We start from the raw sequence: 20,204 nt of genomic DNA, 5'->3' as shown, positions 1-20,204 counted from the left end.
GACCATGGGCGGAATCACGGGAACAGCGCCATGCCGAGCAACGGCCAGACGAACCACGCGAACACGAGCACCAGCACCGCGCTGAGCGGGCCGAGCACCATGGACAACCGCAGCAGGTCCCTGCTCGTGTACGTGGGGAGTTCCGGCACCGACGAGAACAGCGTCACCGGTTTCGCGGAACTGGGTAGGGTATGACAGAAGCCGGCCGCGGCGGTCGAGACGAACGCTGCCGCGAGTGGATCGACGCCCACACTGGGAGCGAGTGCCACGACCACGGGGATGAGCACCGCCGACCTGGCCGAACGTGACTGGATCACCAGGTGCGCAGCAGTCGAGATCAAGACGACGACCACGACGAAGAGCGGCCCCGCCGCGGCACCGCGTGAGGTGAGCGGACCGAACGCGGTGGTTGCCAGCCAGTCCGCTGCGCCGCTGGTAGTGAGCGCGGTACCGATCGACAACGTCGCGGCCATGAACAGCAACAGCGTCCACGGCACGGTCTTCAGTGCTGCTCCGAGCCTGACCGACCCGTAGCGCGGTGAGGTCGCCACGAGCGCGCCGAGCAGCGCCACCACAGCAGGATGGATGCCGTGCAGCGGTTCGGTACACCACAGCACCGTCACGACGGCGAGCAGCAGCGCTGCCCTGGACTCGGCGACGGTCAACGGACCGGTTACCGGAGTCGAGGACTGCGCACCGATGTCCTCGGCGGTGATCGACAGGTCCCGGTGACGGTCCTCCGTGTCGGTGAACATCCAGAGCACCAGTTCCGCCGCAGCATGCGACGAGACGATCGCCAGGGGCAGCCCCAGCAGCATCCACGTCGCGAAATCGAATCCGCTGCCGGTCGCGGCGGTGACGATCCGGCTCGTGATCAGGTGTGCACCGGCACCGAGCAACGATGCCACGGCCGACAGAAGTATCACGGTCGGGAACAGCAGCGCCAGGGCGCGCACCAGCCGGGGGCGGTCCGCCAGGACGGTGGCAATCGCGACGAAGACCGGCAGCACGAGCGCCGCACGCCCCGATGTCGACGGCACGGCGAACGCAGTCACCACCAGCGCCGCGGTCACCAGGTGGATCAGAGCCCGTGGCGTTCGCGCGCCGGTGACGAGGAACGTAGCGCCGCGGGTGGCCAGCCCGGAGGAGGCAACGCCTGCGGCGATGACGAACGCCGACAGGAGCAGCCAGACGATGTCGTCGCCGAGCGCGGCGAACAGCGCATCGGCGTCGGTGACTCCCACGACGGTGAGCGTCGCGGCAGCACCGAGCGCTATGTAGGTGTCGTCGACACGGGTGAAGATCCACAACCACACCGCGATCACGAACACGATCAGGGTGAGTGCGGCGTCCGCGCTCAGAGCGACATCGGTGCGGGCGAGATACACGATGCCGGCGCATGCGACGAACAGGACGACGAGGGCAGACAGACGGCCGGGGGCCGGCAAGCGCCGCTCCCACCGAGGTGAGGGCGGCGAGGTTGCCGGCGCGCGCGGTGGCGTGGTCGCGAAGTACGTCATCGCAGCCGATACCCCGCTCCGCGGATCGTCTCCACCCGGTCGCCGCCGATCTTGCTGCGCAACGCGCGGACGTACACATCGACGACGTTGGAGGCCGGGTCGAAGTCGTAGCCCCACACGTGCCCGAGGATCTGTTCACGGGAGAGCACCTGGCCGCGATGCCGCAGGAATACCTCGAGCAAGGAGAACTCGCGGCTGGTGAGGTCGACGGTGGCGCCACCGACTTCGACGCGGCGGGTGCGGAGGTCCAGTGCAAGATCGCCGTCGCCCAGCACCGACGTCGGATCGGTCGCGCCGACGTCACCGATGCGCAGCCGGATCCGTGCGAGGAGTTCGGCGAACTGGAACGGTTTGCTCACATAATCGTTGGCTCCGCCCTCGAGCCCCGCGACGGTGTCGGTGACGCTGTCGCGTGCGGTGAGCACGATGACGGGGGTGCGGACCCCTTCGCCCCGGAGCCGGTCGAGCACGGTGAACCCGTCCATCTTGGGCAGCCCGATATCGAGGATGACAAGGTCGAACGCGTCACTGCGGGCCAGCAGCAGCGCCGTCTCCCCGTCGCCCGCATGGGTGATGGTGTAGCCGGCAGCGCGCAGCCCCTTCTCCAGGAAGGCGACGATCCGTGGGTCGTCCTCGGCGATCAAGATGCGGCTCAATGGATTACGGCCTCTCGAGGGTTGGGGCTGATACGGGCTCGCGGGGTCCCGGCTCGGTGTGTTCGCGGTGGTCGATGGCGTGGACGCGTGCACCGGGACGGTCTGCAGGCAGGTCGATACCGAAAGTGGCGCCCTCTCCCGGGGTGCTGTCTACCCACACCGATCCGTGGTGGGCGTCGGTGATGGCCCGCACGATCGCCAATCCGAGTCCCGCACCGCCACGTTCGGGTGCCTGCCCGCCGACGTCGGCAGGGCTGGGGTTGCCACGCCGGAACCGCTCGAAGATGCGACTCGCGTCTTCCGGTGCCACACCGGGGCCGGTGTCCTTCACCCACACGCGGAACAGACGATGCCCGTCGTCGACGACGAAGGCGGATCCGAGCTGGATGATGTCGCCGTCGTAAGTGTGGGAGACCGCGTTGGTGGCGAGCTGCAACGCGGCCTGGGTGACACGCTGGCTGTCGATGTCGGCGACCCCCTCGGCCACTTCCATGAGCTGCCAGTCGCGGGTCCCGAGCATCTGCGCCTTGGCTTCGATGTCGAGCGTCAGGTCGGTGACATCCACCTCGCGGCACGTCACGAAGTCGGGGCGTTCGGCCTTGGCAAGCACCAGCAGGTCACTGACGATGCGGGCCATGCGATCGAGCTCGTCCTCGACGAGGCGAAGAGTCGCGGCGCGGGTGGTGGCATCGGCGGTTCGGTCGAGTTCCATCACTTCGAGGTGCCCGCGGATCACGGTGATCGGCGTGCGCAATTCGTGTCCGGCGTCATCGACGAACCGTTGCTGGGTGGCGTGGGCCTGTTCCAAGCGATCGAGCATCGAGTTGAAGGTTTCGGCGAGCGCGGCGATATCGTCGCGCCCGTGGACGGGCACCCGACTCGTGAGGTCTTTCTCTCCGATCGCCGCGGCGACTTCGCGCACCTGCCGGATCGGGGCGAGTATCTGGCCGGCGACAAGCCAGCCGATGACTGCGGTGAGTCCGAGTCCTCCGACCGCGACGAGGGCGATGGTGCCGATGGTTTCGCCGACCTGGGCTCGTTGTTCAGCGGTGAACACCGCAACGACCAGTGCGCCGTCGTCATTGCCCGAGGTGACGTCGGACCGGGCCCACCGGACCCGCCCGCCCTCGGCGTCTATGACACCCGAGTTGGTGGGTGTGCCGAGCATCCGGTCGAAGAGATTTCCGTCTTCGGTCAGGCCCGGCGGCAGGTCGGGCCGGTCGAGGGCGATACGCCGATCGAACAACAACTGACCACCGACGACCCCGACGATCACCTCACCTTCCGAGGTGTGTTGCCGGTTCAGGTACACCTCGAGCATCCGGTCGACACTGGTGAACGGCGCAGCGGTGGTCGGGTCGACACCGACGGACGCGAAGGCGCGGAACTCGTCGATCTCCTGCGTGATATCGGCGTTCGCGTCATGGTCGACATCGTTGAGCAGCAACGCTCGGGTCGTGACAACGACCGACACCAGTGCGACGGCGGTGGTGAGGAGAATCCAGGTGAGGATGCGCCAGCGGGCCGGCAGGGCTGATCCTCGCGGTCCTCTCACCCCGTCACTCGCCATCGTCGTCCCAGTCATCATCCTCGGTGTCGTCGTCCCAGTCGTCGTCCCCATCGTCATCGTCCCAGTCGTCATCCCATTCCTGTGCGGGAGCGGGAAGCGGCTGCCGTTGCACATCGGAGATCTGAGGTGCGGGGGGCACCGTGTTCTCTGCCGTCGGCGCGACAGGTTCCACCGCAGGAACCGGGCCGGGACGCATTGCCTCGGGTCCCGGCGCGTCGGTTTCCTCTGCACCGGCACCGGGTGGCTGCGGTTCGCGCCCGCGGGGAGCGTCGTCGGTCGTGCCGGGGTCGCGAGGATCGACCGACACCGTGATCGAAGCGTTGCCCACGTCCGGGGACCCGGCATGACCGCCGAGCAACTGGCCGGCCCATGCGAGTCCGGCCGGGATGATCAACAGGGCCACCAGTGCAGAGATGCGCTTCACGACTGCCATGGCAACAATGCTCTGACGTCGGCGTGAACAGTTCGTGAAACGAAGATGAGAGAGTCTTCATCTTCGGCATACGCTGCGGCACTCGACCGTCGCGAGGTTCACCGGTCGCATCGCTGCACCGTAGGGCCGGTTACGCCACCGGCTTCCGGAGCGCCGCCATGAACATCGCGTCGGTGCCGTGCCGATGCGGCCACAGCTGCACGCCCGGTCCGGCACCGAGTTGCGGCACCCCCGGGACGAGCTCACGGGTGTCGAGTTCTTCGACCCCGTGGCGGCGCACCGCGTCGGCGACGACCGCCACCGTCTCGGACACGTGCGGCGAGCACGTCGAATACAGCACGACACCGCCCGGACGCAACAGTCCGATCGCAGATGCGAGGAGTTGCTTCTGCAGGCGCACCAGATCGGCGACGTCACCGGGTCGGCGCCGCCACCGCGCTTCAGGCCTGCGACGCAGTGCACCGAGCCCGGTACAGGGTGCATCGACGAGGATACGATCGTAGCCGGGTTCGAGTCCCGGTTCGCGACCGTCCGCCACATGCACGGTGACCGGCAGTCCGCGGGCGGTCTTACGGACCAGATCGGCGCGGTGTTCGATCGGTTCGACGGCATCGACGGTGTAGCCGTCGAGGTCGGCGAGGGCGCCGAGCAACGCGGCTTTCCCGCCGGGCCCGGCACACAGGTCGAGCCAGCGTCCACTGTCGTTGCCGGTGAGCGGAGCGAGAGTCAATGCCCGGGCGACGAGTTGGCTGCCTTCGTCCTGCACGGCGGCCATGCCTTCGCGGACGGGTTCGAGCCGACCGGGATCGCCGTGGTCGAGATGCACCGCGTACGGCGACCACTTGCCTTGTTCCCCACCGGTGATGAGCGCGAGTTCCTCGGCGGTGATGATGCCGGGGCGTGCCACGAGGTGCACGATCGGGCGGGCATCATCTGCAGCGAGCACCTCGGCGAGCTCCCCGGCGTCCTGGCCGAGTGCATGCGCGAACGCCTGCGCTATCCACACCGGGTGTGCGTGGCGGAACGCGAGGTGTCCCACCGGATCCCGGTCCGCGTCCGGGGCCAGCCGCTCGACCCACTGGTCCTCGGTCTGCTCTCCCACTCGCCGCAACACCGCGTTGACGAATCCTGCTCGGCCCTGGCCGAATTCGGTGCGGACCAGATCCACGCTGGTCGCGACAGCAGCGTGATGCGCGACGCGAGTCCGCAGCAGCTGGTAGGTACCCAGGCGCAGCACGTCGAGCAGCGCACCGTCGATCTCGTCCACGGGACGCTGCGCGGCGGACTCGATGACCGCGTCGAGCATCCCTTGAGCGCGGCACGCACCGTACGTGAGTTCAGTCGCGAGCGCCGCGTCGCGGGAATCGAGCTTCCGTTCGCGCAACAACGCGGGAAGTACGAGATTGGCGTAAGCGTCACGGTCCCGTACCGCGCGCAGCACGTCGCGAGCTGCGGTGCGCGCCGGATCCACCGCAGACTGCGACGGGCGCCTGGCCTGACGCGGTTTCGGGTTGCGATCCCCGGTTCCTTTTCCGGGACGCCGTGCGGGCCTGCGGGATTCGGTCACTGTGCACTCACTTCGGTGTCGAGGCGGGCGCCGCGCGCCCAGTCGGCGGCGGCCATCGCCTTCTTGCCGGGTGGCTGGACGGTGCCGAGCCGGACGGCGCTGGTTGCCGTTCCGATGAACAGGCCGTCTTTCCGAGCGAGAATCTCGCCGGGTTCGAGAGACTCGTCCGTTACGGTGACGGGTCCGAGCTTCACACGCAGGTCACCGATCATGGTCCACGCTCCGGGTGCCGGGCTGACGGCACGGATGTGGCGGTCGACGACGTGCGCGGGATGCGTCCACGTGACCCGGGCCGCGTCGACTGTGATCTTCGGGGCCAGCGAGACTCCATCGGAGGATTGGGGTGCGGGGCTGAGTATGCCGTCGGCAATGCCGTCGAGGGTCGATTCGAGGAGGATCGCTCCAGCGTCGGCGAGACGGTCGAGGAGGTCACCGGCCGTGTCGGTGGGGCGAATGGTCTCGGTGACCACGCCGTAGACGGGACCCGTGTCGAGTCCGGCCTCGAGCCGGAAGGTGCTCGCGCCGGTGATCTCGTCACCCGCGGCGAGCGCTGCCTGGACGGGGGCGGCACCGCGCCACGCAGGCAGCAGCGAGAAATGCAGATTCACCCAGCCGTGGACGGGGATGTCGAGCACGGGCTGCGGGAGCAGCGCTCCGTACGCGACAACCGGGCAGCAGTCCGGTGCCAGCTCGGTCAGCCGCGCGATGAAGTCCGGGTCGCGCGGCGAACGCGGGGTGAGCACCTCGATGCCGTGTTCGTCGGCGAGTCGGCCGACGGCCGAACGCACCGTCTTCCGGCCGCGGCCGGCGGTGGTGTCGGGGCGGGTCACCACGGCGACGACGTCGTGCCGGGCGGACTCGATCAGGCGGCGTAGCGACGGGACAGCGGGTTCGGGTGTGCCCGCGAACACGACGCGCATGTCAGCGCACCACCGGCACGACGCGATGCGGTGTGGTGGGGATGGGTCCGGCCGGACGTGTCACGAATACTGCTCCCGAATCTCGACGACGATGATTCCCACAGTCTAGGGAGTCGACCAGCATGGGGAGTCGACCAGTACGGGAGTCGACGGGCGGCAGATCTGATGCAGTGGAATACCGGTGGACTCAGAAGTTGCTCTGGATGATCATCTCGGGGATACCGGTACCCAAAGCCACGGGAACGCAATCGCCGAGCCCGTAGCGGTCCGGATCGAGGGCGTGCCGCATCAGAGACAGCGCGAACGGATCGTAAACCATGTTGAAATGCCCGGTCAGGTCCTGCGGGCACAGATCCTGGATCACGTAGTTCACCGCGTCACCGCTGCGCAGCGCGACGTTACCGGCGGGTTGGATCACCTCGTCGACATTCGTGCCGATCGTCGTATACCGCACTCCGGGCACCGTGTCGGTGGGGGTGTTGAGCTGCTCGAGCAGGTCCGAACCCTCGAGCTGCTGGACCAGCGCCACGGAGAACGACTCCTCTGCGAGCTCCAGCGCACCGGGCACCAGGGCAGCAGCGGCACCGAGACCGTAGAAGGTGCCCCCATAGCTGGGGGACGCGACACCTACCCAGCGGTCGACGACGTCGGCACCGCCGAGCTCGTTGATGTAGTAGCGGGCGACGGTGGCACCCTGCGAGTAGCCGAGGAGGTCGACCTCGTCGGCACCGGTGGCCGAACGTACGGTGTCGACGAAACCGCCGAGCTGGGCGGCACTGACACGAATGTCTCCGGTGCCGTACTCCTCGTCGCCCGCGGCGAGGCCGTAGTTCAGGACGAACACGCACCAACCGGACTCCACGAGCAGTGGGGCAAGAGCAGCGAAATCCGAGTAGCTGTTGGAATCCGTACCGTGCGCCAGAATCACCGGCTTGGGGTGTTCGTTCGAGGGCCGGCAGGTGAAGTCGTTGGTGCCGTCCGGTGCTGCACCCGGATGAGTTTCGGCGTACTCGGCAGCCTCTGCGTGCGTGTGCACAACCGGACCGGGGGTCACAGGGACGAACTCGGTGGAGCCTCCGGCGGGTTGTGCACCCGCCGGTCCCGCGACGAGAGCAAGGGTGCACAGCGCACCCACGACCGCCGCACCCACTGTCCGATGTCTCCCCACAGCGACTTCCTTTCCTCTGGACCAACCCCACATAATTGTGACCTGTAACAGCTCGCTTGTCGTGCCGGTAGTAGGAAATACAGTGCGAAGGGTAGGTCTCCCGTGAGTCGCGGCTAGCATGTCGGGGTGGCAACAACCGGAGTGATCACCGTCAGTGCAGTGGTGTTGAGGAACGCAGCGGGATCGTCGGTGCTGACCGTCCGCAAGCGCGGAACCACCAGCTTCATGTTTCCCGGCGGCAAACCCGAACCGGGCGAGACCGCCGCCGAGACACTCATCCGTGAATTGGAAGAGGAACTGGGGGTGCGCTTGGATCCGGCCGCGCTGCGTCCACTCGGGGTGTTCCGGGCTGCAGCGGCCAACGAAGCCGGCTTCGAAGTCGAAGCCACGGTCTTCGAGCATCCGACGGTGCCGATAGGCGGCCCGGCTGCCGAGATCGACGAGGTCCGTTGGCTCGACCTCGGTCTCGAGATCATCCCCGACGACATCGCGCCACTGACCGCACTGATGCTCCCCGCTCTACAGGCCGATCCGCAGGAGCGCTGACCTTCTCCGGCTAGCCGATCTTCGGCGGGTCCATCTGCACGCGCAGCGGCCCGTTCGCACGGCGCGCGGTACGCGTCGCCTGCGCTTGACGCAGCGCCAGACCGAGCTCCCGCCCGCGGGTGCGTGCAACCCTGATGAGCATGCGGTGCACCTCGTCGGGCTCCGGAGCGTCGGCACTGAAGGGCAATCGCTGACCGGGCGGCAGCGGCACCGGACCGAGCACTTCCGCACCTTCGGGGAGATGTGTGGCCGCGATCAGCTCGGCAACCGCCGACGACCCCCCGTCGACAGCCGCCATGTGCACAGCCGGCGGGAATCCCACCTCGGCGCGCTCCTCGACCTCGGTCCGGGCGTGCCCCACCGGGTCCCAGCGCACGAGCGCCTGCACGGTGGGGATCCCGGAATCGGCAACCACGACCACCTGACCGCCGTCCGCAGACGAGCGCACCAGCGCCGACGCAGTGAGCCACCTGCGCATCGTCTCTTCCGCGGCTCTCAGGTCGGCACGCCCGAGCAACGCCCACCCATCCAGCAGAAGCGCGGCACCGTATCCCCCGGGCGCGACCGGTTCCGCACCGACGGTGGACACCACGAGTGCCGCTCCTTCCGGAGCAACGGCCTTCACGTCTGCTCCACCCGAGGTCACCACCGGTACACCGGGAAACGCGCGGCCCAACTCCTCGGCGGTGCGTCCTGCTCCTACCACGACCGCACGCAACGACCGGGCACCGCACGCATGGCACCGATGAGTGGCGTCGACAACACCGCACCAGCGACAGGCCGGCACCGCCGCCCCGTCGGGTCCACCGGCCGACGGCAGCGCCAAGGGCCCGTTGCAGCGGCGGCACCGAGCGGGTGCTCGGCACTTTCCGCACGCCAGAGCGGGGACATAGCCACGACGCGGTACCTGCACCAGCACACCGTGCCCCGCACCGAGCGCGGAGCGGGCTGCTGCGAAGGCAATCGCGGGGAGCCGCGCTGCCCGGGCCGCAGGATCACGAGCCAATGCCTGATCGCTATCGGCGAGCGCGGTGACCTTCGGTGCCCACGCACGCAACACGTCGCGGGACGGGACGAGATCGTGTGCCCATCCTGCCTCGACGAGCGCCTGGGCCTCAGCGGTGCGAGCATGCCCGGCGATCACCACCGACGCGCCCGTCGCGTGGGCGCGAAGCGCCGCGACCTCCCGGGTGTGTGGGTAGGGCGAGCGTGGTTCGCAGTGTAGGTCGTCGCCGTCGTCCCAGATGACGAGCAGTCCGAGCCGCGATGTGGGGGCGAACACGGCGGCGCGAGTACCGACCACGATGCGGGCCGAGCCGCGCAATGCAGCCAGCCAGCGTCGATACCGCTGCGCGGGACCGAGACCGGCCGCGAGACCCACGACGTGTTCGGCCCCGGCCACTTCGACGCACGCGGACAGGACCCGGTCGAGGTCCCGCTGATCGGGGACGACGAGCACCGCCGCGCGGTCGCCGGCCGCGACGAGTGCCGCGAGCTCGGCGAGTCGTCGCGGCCAGTCGTCGCCGGGAAGTACCTGCCACGCGGCACGAACGGCACGACCGGCGCCGAGCGCTTCGAGAAAGTTGGCGCCATGTCGGTAGCGGGCCCACGCCGCGTGATCGATCTCGGGCACCGGAGGCACCGCGGTGACGCGGGGGGTTTCGGCTTCGACGCGGGCGTGTCTCGGCGGGACCGCGAGTCGCAAGACGTCTGCGCGGGTCCCAGCGTAGCGAGTCGCGACCTCGTCGGCGAGTCCGACGATCTCCTCGGTGAGGACCACTTCCCCGGACACCACGCGATCGAGCCAGCCCAGCTTTCCTGGATGATCACTCGTAGCGACGCGGGACAGCAGGAATCCGTCGACGAGCCGCCCGGCAAACCGCACGCGGACGCGGACGCCCGGTCGGGCGTCCGCGTCGAGTTCGTGCGGGATCAGGTAGTCGAATTCGCGGTCGAGGTGCGGCAACGGAAGCAGTGGAAGTATCCGCGCGACCGGGTCGACTTCGGCGGCGTGTCGTGGTTCGGCCACCGCTGTCCGATCCCGGGGTTACAGACCGGCGGCCGCGCGGAGTTTCTCGGCGCGGTCGGTGCTCTCCCAGGGCAGGGAGATGTCGGTGCGACCGAAGTGGCCGTACGCGGCGGTCTGCGCGTAGATCGGACGCAGCAGGTCGAGGTCGCGGATGATCGCGCCGGGGCGCAGATCGAACACCTCGCCGATGGCCTGCTGGATCTGCGCGGGATCGGTCTTCTCGGTGCCGAAGGTCTCCACGAACAGCCCGACGGGCGCGGCCTTGCCGATGGCGTAAGCGACCTGCACCTCGATGCGGTCGGCCAGGCCGGCGGCGACGGCGTTCTTCGCGACCCAGCGCATGGCATAGGCGGCCGAACGGTCCACCTTGGACGGGTCCTTGCCGGAGAACGCACCGCCGCCGTGGCGTGCCATGCCGCCGTAGGTGTCGACGATGATCTTGCGGCCGGTGAGCCCCGCATCGCCCATGGGGCCACCGAGCACGAACGATCCGGACGGGTTGACCAGCAGCCGGATGTCGGAGGTGTCGAGCTGCGCGAGGTTGGGGTCGGCCAGCACGGCATCGACGACATGGGTACGCAGGTCGGGGGCGAGCAGGTTGTTCAGATCGATGTCCGCGGCGTGCTGCGTGGAGATGACGATGGTGTCGAGACGAACGGGGATGTCGCCGTCGTACTCGATGGTGACCTGGGTTTTGCCGTCCGGCCGCAGGTACGGGAGTACACCGGTCTTCCGGACCTCGGTGAGCCGACGAGCCAGCCGATGCGACAGGGAGATCGGAAGGGGCATCAGTTCCGGGGTGTCGGAGCAGGCGTAGCCGAACATCAGGCCTTGATCGCCGGCTCCCTGGAGGGCCACCTCGTCGTCGGTCAGCGTGCCGGTGCGTGCTTCGTGGGAGACGTCGACGCCACCCGCGATCTCCGGGGACTGCGCGCCGATCGCGATGTTGACGCCACACGAGTTTCCGTCGAAGCCCTTGGACGACGAGTCGTATCCGATCTCGAGGACACGGTCACGCACAATTTTGGGGATGTCTGCGTAGGCAGAGGTGGTGACTTCGCCGACGACATGGACCTGCCCGGTGGTGACGAGGGTTTCCACCGCTACCCGCGAGCGGGGATCCGCAGTGAGCAGCGCGTCGAGGACGGAGTCGCTGATCGCGTCACAGATCTTGTCCGGGTGTCCTTCTGTCACGGACTCACTGGTGAAAAGACGACCGCCGGTCTTGCTCACAGAACTCCCTCTCGCCTGTTGGATGTAGCGCTGAACCGTACCTGGTGGAACACGAATGCTGCCGATCGGAACACATCCGACCACGTGCCGACGCTACTGCTCCCGGAGCGTCGGCGCGAGTGCTGAAAATCACTCGAGCAAATTGCCGGGTGGGTCGCGATCAACTCGGCCGGGGAAGCAGCGGACGCAAGGCGTCGAGGACGCGACTGGCCATGAGTGCCTTCGAGCCGTGCGCGAGCGCGGTCTCCGAGCCGTCTGCCGCGAGCAGCCACCCGTCGTTGTGATCGACTTCGAACGCTTTACCGTCGCCGACCGCATTGACCACGAGCAGGTCGCATCCCTTGCGGGCGAGCTTCGCGCGGGCATAGGTGAGCACATCGCCCTGTTCGTCGCCGGTCTCGGCAGCGAACCCGACGATGACCGTCTCGGCCGACAGGTTGCCGTCGTTGCGGGATTGCACCAGACCGGCGAGGATGTCGTCGTTCTTGGTCAGTGCGATCGAGTCCGGCTCCCCCGCACCTTTCTTGATCTTGCTACTGGCGAAGGTCGCGGGCCGGAAATCGGCGACTGCGGCCGACATGATGACGGCGTCGGCACCGACGGCGTGTTTGGTGACGGCCTCGCCCATCTGCTGGGCGGTCTGGACTTTCACCACGTTCACTGCGGCCGGATCGTCGAGTCCGGCGACCGCCCCGGCGACGAGGGTGACCTCGGCGCCGCGCTGCGCGGCGAGGCGCGCGAGCGCGTAGCCCTGCTTACCGGAGCTGCGGTTTCCGAGGAAACGCACCGGATCGAGTGGTTCACGGGTACCGCCGGCCGAGATCACCAGGCGGCGACCTGCGAGGTCGCGGGGCAGGGCATCCGCGCGTTCGAGGAGCAACGAGGCAAGCGCGAAGATCTCATCCGGTTCAGGCAGGCGCCCGGCTCCGGTGTCCTTGCCGGTCAGTCGTCCCGACGCGGGCTCGACGACGATGCTGCCGTGTCGGCGCAAGGTGGCGACGTTCTCGACCGTGGCAGGGTGTTCCCACATCTCGGTGTGCATCGCGGGCACGAACATCACCGGGCAACGCGCGGTGAGCAGTGTCGCGGTCAGCAGATCGTCGGCGCGTCCGGTAGCGGCACGCGCCATCAGGTCGGCGGTCGCGGGGGCGATCACGACGAGATCGGCTTCCTGACCGAGTCGCACGTGCGGTACCTGCGGCACATCGGTGAACACGCCCGTGTGCACGGGGTTCCCGGAGAGTGCTTCGAAGGTGGCACGCCCGACGAACTCCAGAGCGGATTCGGTCGGCACGACACGAACCTGGTGCCCGGACTCGGTGAGGGCGCGGATCAGCGCACAGGACTTGTAGGCGGCGATACCACCGGCCACCCCGACGACGACGCGACGGCGCCCGGAGTCCGGGGCGCCGTCGACAGCCGGAGCGTTCACTCGCCTTCGGTGTGTTCGAGCAGATCCGAGTGGATCTCGCGCATCGCGATCGACAGCGGCTTCTCCTGCAGGCCCGGCTCGACAAGGGGGCCGACGTACTCGAGGATGCCGTCGCCGAGCTGGTTGTAGTAGTCGTTGATCTGGCGGGCACGCTTGGCCGCGTAGATCACCAGCGCGTACTTCGAGGACGCACGCTCGAGCAGCTCGTCGATCGGCGGGTTGGTGATACCCAGCGGGGTGTCGTAGACCGGGAGGGCGTCGCCCGCCATGTCGGTCGCGGCTGCCTGAATGCTGCTCACTCGGTGTTCTCCTGAGTATTGGCGGGAATGAAAACTGTGGCGCACGCGCCCCGAACCGCAGTCGACCGAGGGGGTCGGTCGGGAACGTCGGCTAGGTGGCGCGGGATCCAACCAACAAGGATACCAACTCCGCGCAAGCGCGGTCGACATCGTCGTTGACGATCACAGTGTCGAACTCGTCTTTCGCCGCGAGTTCGGTGCGCGCGGTCTCGAGTCTGCGGGCCACCACATCCTCGGATTCCGTGCCGCGACCGGTCAGCCGCTCGACGAGCACCTCCCAGCTGGGTGGTGCAAGGAAAGCGAGTGTGGCCTCGGGCATCGCAGCGCGCACAGCGCGGGCACCGGCGAGATCGACCTCGACGAGTACGGGCCGGCCGGCGGCCAGCGCTTCCTCCACCGGCCCGGCAGGCGTTCCTGATCGTTGCAGGCCACCATGGATGTCCGCCCATTCGAGCAACTCACCGTTGCCGATCATGCGATCGAAGGCATCCCTGGTGACGAAGTAGTAGTCGTGTCCCTCGACTTCGCCGGGTCGCGGGTCGCGGGTCGTCGCCGACACGCTGAACAGCAGATCCGGTACAAGGGTGCGCAGGACGCGCACGACAGTCGACTTCCCGACGGCGGAGGGGCCGGCCAGAACGACCAGCCGACCCCTTCGCGTCTCGGGTGCGCTGTCCGACACAGGTTGTGCGTCAGCCACCACGGTGCTCAGGCTTCGAAATCGAACCTGGCAAGCAGTGCCTTGCGCTGGCGATCGCCGAGTCCGCGCAGACGGCGGGTCGGAGCGATCTCCAGTTCGGTCATGATCTCCTGCGCCTTGACCTTGCCGACCTTCGGCAGTGCCTCGAGCAGGGCAGACACCTTCATCTTGCCGAGGATCTCGTCGTTCTCGGCATCAGCGAGCACCTGCTTGAGGTCGGTGCCGCCACGCTTCAGGCGCTCCTTGAGCTCTGCCCGGGCACGACGGGCAGCAGCCGCCTTCTCCAGAGCAGCGGCGCGCTGCTCGTCAGTCAGCTGGGGAAGGGCCACGGTTCCTCCGTCTCATCGTTGGAAAACAGTCTTCGACCGCTGTAACCAGCGGCGATAGCGACCGTACTCACGCGCGCCGACGATTGCGAACCCGACCCCCGCCGTTCCACTCGAAAATCCGTGCGGTAATGCACGCGGATCCCGCGGCGCGGAACGCGCAGGTCGCCGCGCCCCCAGAACGGCCGTCCCCTCCCCTGTCGACGAAGAACCGCAGGTGAGAGGCACATGCCACGGCGTTCGCCTGGCCCCGGCAGCACGCGCACCCGGCCGCCGCGAATCGAGCGCGGGTCCTTCGAAGCGCCGGACGAAAAAAATCTGTGCCCTGCGCGTGTCGCGCAGGGCACAGAGCTGCGAAAAGGCGTGCACCGTGCATGTTCGGCCCGTCGGCCGGCCCGGCGCTCAGGCTCGGAGGAACGCGAACCCGTCGACGGTGCGTGCCACCGCGTCACGCAATGCCGCGACAGACGGTCCCGCTCGCAACACGTCACGTGAGACGTTCGGCACCACCCACCCGAGCGCGTCACCGGCGAGACGACGCACGTCGTCGGCGGTCCCTCCCTGCGCGCCGACTCCGGGCATCAGAATCGGTCCGTGCAGTGCACTCAGGTCCGGAGCATCGGTCAGGGTCGCTCCGACCACCACACCCACCGAGCCGAGGGTGTCGGCGCCTGCGTTGCGGGCGGCCGCCTCGTCGACCATCACCTGCGCGACGGTCCGGCCGTCTTCCACCCTGGCGCGTTGCACCTGGGCGCCCTCCGGGTTGGAGGTGGCGGCGAGCACGAATACCCCGCGCTGGGTCTGTGCAGCCAGCTCCAGGGCCGGAGCAAGCGCTCCGAAGCCCAGGTAGGGCGATACGGTCACAGCGTCGGAGCGCAGCTCGGAGGGGTCGGAGAGCCAGGTGCGTGCGTACGCGTCCATGGTCGAGCCGATGTCGCCGCGTTTGGCGTCGGCGAGCACCAGGGTGCCCGAACTCCGCAATGCCTCGAGGGTGCGTTCGAGCACAGCGATCCCCGCCGACCCGAAGGCCTCGAAGAACGCCACCTGCGGCTTCACCAGCGCAACCGAGCCGAACGCCTCGACGCACCGTTCGCTGAACGCCTCGAGTCCTGAGACATCGACGGTCAGGTCCCATTCGGTGAGCAACCGCGGGTGCGGATCGATGCCCACGCACAGCGGCCCACGCTCGGCCATGGCCGACGCGAGCCGCTTCCCGAACGGCGTGCCTGCTACGTGCTCGGTCACTGGGCAGCGCTGTCGCGCAGCCGCGCCTGCAGACGCTGGATCGACGCGACCCCGATGTCCCCACGCAGGGCTGCCTCGATGCCCTGGATCGCGGCGGACGCACCCTGCACGGTCGTGACACACGGAATGTTGGCCGCGACCGCCGCACTGCGGATCTCATATCCGTCGACGCGCGGACCGGAGTTGCCCCACGGAGTGTTGATCACCATATCGACGTCACCGGCCCTGATGCGGTCGACGATGTCCAGCGCGCCCTCTGGGCGGTCTTCGCCCGACACCTTGTACACCTGCTCGCACGGGATACCGTTGCGGCGCAACACCTCCGCCGTACCGACGGTAGCCATCACATGGAACCCGAGATCCGCAAGCCTCTTCACCGGGAAGATCATCGACCGCTTGTCCTTGTTGGCGAGCGAGACGAACACCACTCCGGAAGTCGGCAGCGGACCGTATGCGCCGGCCTGGCTCTTGGCAAACGCGGTGCCGAAGTCGTCGTCGATGCCCATCACCTCACCCGTCGACTTCATCTCGGGGCTGAGGAGGGTATCGACACCGGTGCCATCGGCCCGGCGGAACCGATTGAAGGGCAGCACCGCTTCCTTGACCGCGACCGGGGTGTCGAGCCGGGTGTCGCTGCCGTCGCCGGTTGCGGGCAGGATGCCCGATACGCGTAGTTCAGCGATGGTCTCACCGAGCATCACCCGTGCACACGCCTTGGCCAGCTGTACCGCGGTCGCCTTCGACACGAACGGCACCGTGCGGCTCGCGCGGGGGTTCGCCTCGAGGACGTAGAGGATGTCGTCCTTGAGGGCGTACTGCACGTTGAGCAGACCCTTGACACCGATGCCCTTCGCGAGCGCTGCCGTCGAGCGGCGAACGTTGTCGATGTCGGCACGGCCGAGGGTGATGGGAGGCAGCGCGCACGCCGAGTCGCCGGAGTGGATGCCGGCCTCCTCGATGTGCTCCATGATGCCGCCGATGTACACCTCGGTGCCGTCGCACAGGGCGTCGACGTCGATCTCGATCGCGTCGTCGAGGAACCGGTCGACCAGCACGGGCCGATCGTCGGAGATCTCGGTGGCGTTCTCGATGTAGGTGGCGAGTGATTTCTCGTCGTAGACGATCTCCATGCCGCGCCCGCCGAGGACGTACGACGGGCGCACCAGCACCGGGTAACCGATTCCGGCGGCGATCTCGCGTGCGCCGTCGAACGTGGTGGCGGTTCCGTACTTCGCGGCGGGCAAGTCCGCCTCGTCCAGCACACGACCGAATTCGCCGCGGTCCTCGGCGAGGTCGATGGCCTCCGGACTGGTGCCGACGATCGGGACGCCCGCGTCCTTCAGTCGGCGCGCCAGTCCCAGCGGTGTCTGGCCGCCGAGCTGCACGATCACGCCCTCGACCGTGCCGGATTCACATTCGGCGCGGTACACCTCGAGCACGTCTTCGAAGGTGAGCGGCTCGAAGTACAGACGATCGGCCGTGTCGTAGTCGGTGGAGACGGTCTCCGGGTTGCAGTTGACCATGACGGTCTCGTATCCGGCCTCCGACAGGGTCATCGCCGCGTGCACACACGAGTAGTCGAACTCGATGCCCTGGCCGATGCGGTTCGGACCGGAGCCGAGGATCAATACCTTCGGCTTGTCCGGCTGCGGGGCGACTTCGGTCTCGGCCGCGGGGTCCAACTCGTAGGTCGAGTAGTGGTACGGGGTCTTCGCCTCGAACTCCGCGGCACAGGTGTCGACGGTCTTGTAGACGGGGTGGATGCCGAGCTCTCCGCGCAGCGCCCGCACGTCGTCCTCGGACCGGAACTGCGTGGGACGCAGCTCCGCGATCTGCCGGTCGGAGAACCCGTGGTGCTTCGCATACCGCAGCTCGGTCGCGCCGAACTCGCCGGCCGAACGCACGTGCTCACCGAGCTCGGAGATCTGCTGGAACTGATCAAGGAACCAGGGATCGATTGCGGTGGCATCGAACAGCTGCTCGACGGTCGCACCCAGGTCGAGAGCCCGCGCGATCTGGTAGAACCGCCCGTCGGTGGGGGTCTTGATCGCCTCGAGCAACTCGTCGAGGGTGCCCTCCACCTCGGGGCCGGTCCAGAACCCGGCGCGCTTGGTTTCGAGCGAGCGCAATACCTTGCCGAACGCCTCGGTGAAGTTGCGGCCGATGGACATGGCCTCTCCCACCGACTTCATCGTGGTGGTGAGGGTGCCGTCGGCGCCCGGGAACTTCTCGAACGCGAACCGCGGCGCCTTGACCACGACGTAGTCGAGCGTCGGCTCGAAGCAGGCCGGGGTTTCCTTGGTGATGTCGTTGACGATCTCGTCGAGCGTGTAGCCGATCGCGAGCTTGGCAGCCATCTTCGCAATCGGATAGCCGGTCGCCTTCGAGGCGAGCGCCGAGGAACGTGACACGCGCGGGTTCATCTCGATGACGACCAGGCGCCCGTCCCGCGGGTCCATCGCGAACTGGATGTTGCAGCCGCCGGTATCGACACCGACCTCGCGCAGGATCGCGATCGACAGGTCGCGCATCGCCTGGTACTCGCGGTCGGTCAGCGTCATGGCGGGGGCGACGGTCACCGAATCACCGGTGTGCACGCCGACCGGGTCGACGTTCTCGATCGAGCAGACGATGACGACGTTGTCGCGCCCGTCGCGCATCAACTCGAGTTCGTATTCTTTCCATCCGAGGATGGACTCCTCGATCAGGACGTTCGCGGTCGGTGACGCAGCGAGACCGCCGCCGGCGATACGTTCGAGGTCGGCTTCGTCGTAGGCCATGCCGGAGCCGAGACCGCCCATGGTGAACGACGGCCGGACCACGACGGGGTACCCGAGGTCGGCGACGGTCGCACGTACCTCGTCCATCGTGTAACAGACTGCCGAACGGGCAGATTCGCCGCCGCACTTGGCGACGATGTCCTTGAATTTCTGCCGGTCCTCGCCGCGCTGGATGGCGTCGAAGTCGGCACCGATGAGTTCGACGTCGTACTTGTCGAGGATTCCTTGCTCGGACAACGCGACAGCGGTGTTGAGCGCGGTCTGTCCGCCGAGTGTCGCGAGCACCGCATCGATGGGGGTGCCGTTCGCCGCCTCGGTCGCGAAGACCTTCTCGACGAATTCGGCGGTGATCGGCTCGATGTAGGTCGAGTCGGCGAATTCCGGATCGGTCATGATCGTCGCGGGGTTCGAGTTGACGAGCGAGACCCGCAGGCCTTCCTCGCGCAGCACCCGGCAGGCCTGTGTGCCGGAGTAGTCGAACTCACAAGCCTGACCGATGACGATCGGACCTGAGCCGATGACCAGAACGTGGGAGAGATCGGTACGGCGTGGCATCAGTTCTTCTCTCCCTCGAGCATGCGGGTGAAACGGTCGAACAGGTAGGCGGCGTCATGGGGTCCGGCAGCCGCTTCCGGGTGGTACTGAACGGAGAACGCGGAACCGTCGGCGAGCTTGACGCCCTCGACGGCACCATCGTTGGCGCACGTGTGGCTGACCACCGCACGACCGAACGGGGTGTCGAACTCTTGGCCGGCTTCTCCTTCGAGCGCGAACCCGTGATTCTGTGCGGTGATCGCGATGCGACCGGTCTCGTGCTCGACGACCGGGATGTTGATGCCGCGGTGGCCGAACTTCATCTTGTAGGTGCCCAGCCCCAGCGCGCGGCCGAGGATCTGATTGCCGAAGCAGATCCCGAACAGCGGCAGCCCCTGCCCGAGTACCTCCTTGGTCAGGTGAACCGCCCCGTCGGCGGTGGCCGGGTCACCCGGCCCGTTCGACAGGAATACGCCGTCGGCCTTCAGGTCGAGGATGTCGTGGAGCGTCGCGGTGGACGGCAGCACGTGGACTCGGATACCGCGCTGCGCGAACATGCGCGGCGTGTTGGTCTTGATGCCGAGGTCGATCGCCGCGACAGTGAAGCGCGGTTCACCGTCGGTGGGCTCGACGACGTACCCGCTGGTGGTGCTCACTTCCCCGGCGAGATCGGCGCCGAGCATCGACGGCTGACTCTTCACGCGGTCGACAAGGGTGTCGATGTCGAGGTCGTCGCCCTTCCACACGAGCGCGTCGCCGGAGAACACGCCGGCACGCATCGAACCGCGAGTGCGTAGGTGCCGCACCAGCGCGCGGGTGTCGATCCCCGCGAGTCCCACGACGTTCTGTCGCTCGAGCTCGTCCTGGAGCGAGCCGGTGGCACGCCAGCTCGACGTGCGGCGGGACGGGTCGCGGACCACGAATCCCGCCACCCAGATCTTCGACTCGGCGGACTCGCCGGTCGGGCCGACCGACTCGTTGTCTTCCTGGTTCCAGCCGGTATTGCCGATCTGCGGCGCGGTGGCCACCACGATCTGGCGGTGATAGCTGGGGTCGGTCAGAGTCTCCTGGTATCCGGTCATGCCGGTGCTGAAAACGGCCTCACCGAGAGTCTGGCCGACGGCGCCGAAAGGGACGCCGCGGAATACTCGCCCGTCCTCGAGAACCAACACTGCGGTGCCACCGCCGAATGTTCTGCCGCTCATGCGTTGTCTCCGTTCTGTTCGACCTCACCAGAGCCGGCCGC

At 67.8% G+C, this 20,204-nt stretch carries 17 protein-coding genes; 1 reads left to right on the top strand and 16 read right to left on the bottom strand.

Annotated features, from left to right (window positions below):
• Positions 1–14: 14 nt before the first annotated feature.
• The 7 genes from ACSYG9_RS22550 to ACSYG9_RS22520 all read right to left on the bottom strand — a co-directional run bounded on the left by ACSYG9_RS22550 (position 15) and on the right by ACSYG9_RS22520 (position 7,834).
• A complete protein-coding gene (locus ACSYG9_RS22550; RefSeq protein WP_454840000.1) occupies positions 15–1,520 on the bottom strand; it encodes an SLC13 family permease in 1,506 nt (501 codons plus the stop codon).
• Positions 1,517–2,176, bottom strand: a complete 660-nt coding sequence (locus ACSYG9_RS22545; protein WP_440124573.1) for a response regulator — start codon at positions 2,174–2,176, stop codon at positions 1,517–1,519. The genes ACSYG9_RS22550 and ACSYG9_RS22545 overlap by 4 nt, the downstream gene beginning before the upstream one ends.
• A gap of 4 nt (positions 2,177–2,180) precedes the next feature.
• A complete protein-coding gene (locus tag ACSYG9_RS22540) occupies positions 2,181–3,731 on the bottom strand; it encodes an ATP-binding protein (protein ID WP_454839999.1) in 1,551 nt (516 codons plus the stop codon).
• A gap of 4 nt (positions 3,732–3,735) precedes the next feature.
• A complete protein-coding gene (locus ACSYG9_RS22535) occupies positions 3,736–4,179 on the bottom strand; it encodes a hypothetical protein (protein WP_440124571.1) in 444 nt (147 codons plus the stop codon).
• Between the two features lie 130 nt (positions 4,180–4,309).
• Entirely contained in the window at positions 4,310–5,746 is a 1,437-nt protein-coding gene (locus tag ACSYG9_RS22530) for a transcription antitermination factor NusB (RefSeq protein ID WP_440124570.1), read from the bottom strand.
• Positions 5,743–6,666: a methionyl-tRNA formyltransferase gene (fmt, locus tag ACSYG9_RS22525; RefSeq protein ID WP_440124569.1), complete on the bottom strand. Its 924-nt coding sequence runs from the start codon at positions 6,664–6,666 to the stop codon at positions 5,743–5,745. Before fmt ends, ACSYG9_RS22530 begins: the two co-directional genes overlap by 4 nt.
• Positions 6,667–6,853: 187 nt before the next feature.
• Entirely contained in the window at positions 6,854–7,834 is a 981-nt protein-coding gene (locus ACSYG9_RS22520; protein ID WP_454839997.1) for an esterase/lipase family protein, read from the bottom strand.
• Between the two features lie 126 nt (positions 7,835–7,960).
• On the opposite strand from ACSYG9_RS22520, the gene ACSYG9_RS22515 reads away from it, so the two are divergent.
• Positions 7,961–8,380, top strand: coding sequence for an NUDIX domain-containing protein (locus tag ACSYG9_RS22515; RefSeq protein ID WP_440124567.1), 420 nt, complete (start codon positions 7,961–7,963; stop codon positions 8,378–8,380).
• A gap of 10 nt (positions 8,381–8,390) precedes the next feature.
• Here the strand turns inward: ACSYG9_RS22515 and ACSYG9_RS22510 are convergent, their stop codons facing one another.
• From ACSYG9_RS22510 to carA, 9 genes are all read right to left on the bottom strand, one after another.
• Positions 8,391–10,409 carry a primosomal protein N' gene (locus ACSYG9_RS22510; protein WP_454839996.1) on the bottom strand — a complete coding sequence of 673 codons (2,019 nt, stop codon included), beginning with the start codon at positions 10,407–10,409 and terminating at the stop codon, positions 8,391–8,393.
• Positions 10,410–10,427: 18 nt separating this feature from the next.
• Positions 10,428–11,642: a methionine adenosyltransferase gene (metK, locus tag ACSYG9_RS22505; protein WP_169690594.1), complete on the bottom strand. Its 1,215-nt coding sequence runs from the start codon at positions 11,640–11,642 to the stop codon at positions 10,428–10,430.
• A 160-nt stretch (positions 11,643–11,802) separates the two neighbouring features.
• A complete protein-coding gene (coaBC, locus tag ACSYG9_RS22500) occupies positions 11,803–13,074 on the bottom strand; it encodes a bifunctional phosphopantothenoylcysteine decarboxylase/phosphopantothenate--cysteine ligase CoaBC (protein WP_454839995.1) in 1,272 nt (423 codons plus the stop codon).
• Positions 13,071–13,343, bottom strand: coding sequence for a DNA-directed RNA polymerase subunit omega (gene rpoZ / locus ACSYG9_RS22495; RefSeq protein ID WP_206040507.1), 273 nt, complete (start codon positions 13,341–13,343; stop codon positions 13,071–13,073). Before rpoZ ends, coaBC begins: the two co-directional genes overlap by 4 nt.
• 121 nt (positions 13,344–13,464) lie before the next feature.
• On the bottom strand, positions 13,465–14,076 hold the full coding sequence (gene gmk / locus ACSYG9_RS22490) for a guanylate kinase (RefSeq protein ID WP_440124564.1): 612 nt from the start codon (positions 14,074–14,076) through the stop codon (positions 13,465–13,467).
• 5 nt (positions 14,077–14,081) lie between these two features.
• On the bottom strand, positions 14,082–14,402 hold the full coding sequence (mihF, locus tag ACSYG9_RS22485) for an integration host factor, actinobacterial type (protein ID WP_054720859.1): 321 nt from the start codon (positions 14,400–14,402) through the stop codon (positions 14,082–14,084).
• Between the two features lie 399 nt (positions 14,403–14,801).
• Entirely contained in the window at positions 14,802–15,593 is a 792-nt protein-coding gene (pyrF, locus tag ACSYG9_RS22480; protein WP_454843023.1) for an orotidine-5'-phosphate decarboxylase, read from the bottom strand.
• Between the two features lie 47 nt (positions 15,594–15,640).
• Positions 15,641–18,979 carry a carbamoyl-phosphate synthase large subunit gene (gene carB, locus ACSYG9_RS22475; RefSeq protein WP_454839992.1) on the bottom strand — a complete coding sequence of 1,113 codons (3,339 nt, stop codon included), beginning with the start codon at positions 18,977–18,979 and terminating at the stop codon, positions 15,641–15,643.
• Positions 18,979–20,163, bottom strand: coding sequence for a glutamine-hydrolyzing carbamoyl-phosphate synthase small subunit (gene carA, locus ACSYG9_RS22470; RefSeq protein ID WP_440124561.1), 1,185 nt, complete (start codon positions 20,161–20,163; stop codon positions 18,979–18,981). The genes carB and carA overlap by 1 nt, the downstream gene beginning before the upstream one ends.
• Positions 20,164–20,204: the final 41 nt, after the last annotated feature.

This window comes from Rhodococcus sp. SJ-2, from assembly GCF_053750035.1.
The sequence above is the reverse complement of the archived record's forward strand: the minus strand, read 5'-3'. Positions and strand labels throughout refer to the sequence as shown.

Coding starts and splice junctions, on each gene's coding strand:
- rpoZ (WP_206040507.1), bottom strand. CDS start 13,343: ATGGCGGGCGACGCCCTCCCGGTCTACGACACCCCGCTGGGTATCACC.
- ACSYG9_RS22535 (WP_440124571.1), bottom strand. CDS start 4,179: ATGGCAGTCGTGAAGCGCATCTCTGCACTGGTGGCCCTGTTGATCATC.
- fmt (WP_440124569.1), bottom strand. CDS start 6,666: ATGCGCGTCGTGTTCGCGGGCACACCCGAACCCGCTGTCCCGTCGCTA.
- carB (WP_454839992.1), bottom strand. CDS start 18,979: ATGCCACGCCGTACCGATCTCTCCCACGTTCTGGTCATCGGCTCAGGT.
- pyrF (WP_454843023.1), bottom strand. CDS start 15,593: ATGGCCGAGCGTGGGCCGCTGTGCGTGGGCATCGATCCGCACCCGCGG.
- carA (WP_440124561.1), bottom strand. CDS start 20,163: ATGAGCGGCAGAACATTCGGCGGTGGCACCGCAGTGTTGGTTCTCGAG.
- ACSYG9_RS22550 (WP_454840000.1), bottom strand. CDS start 1,520: ATGACGTACTTCGCGACCACGCCACCGCGCGCGCCGGCAACCTCGCCG.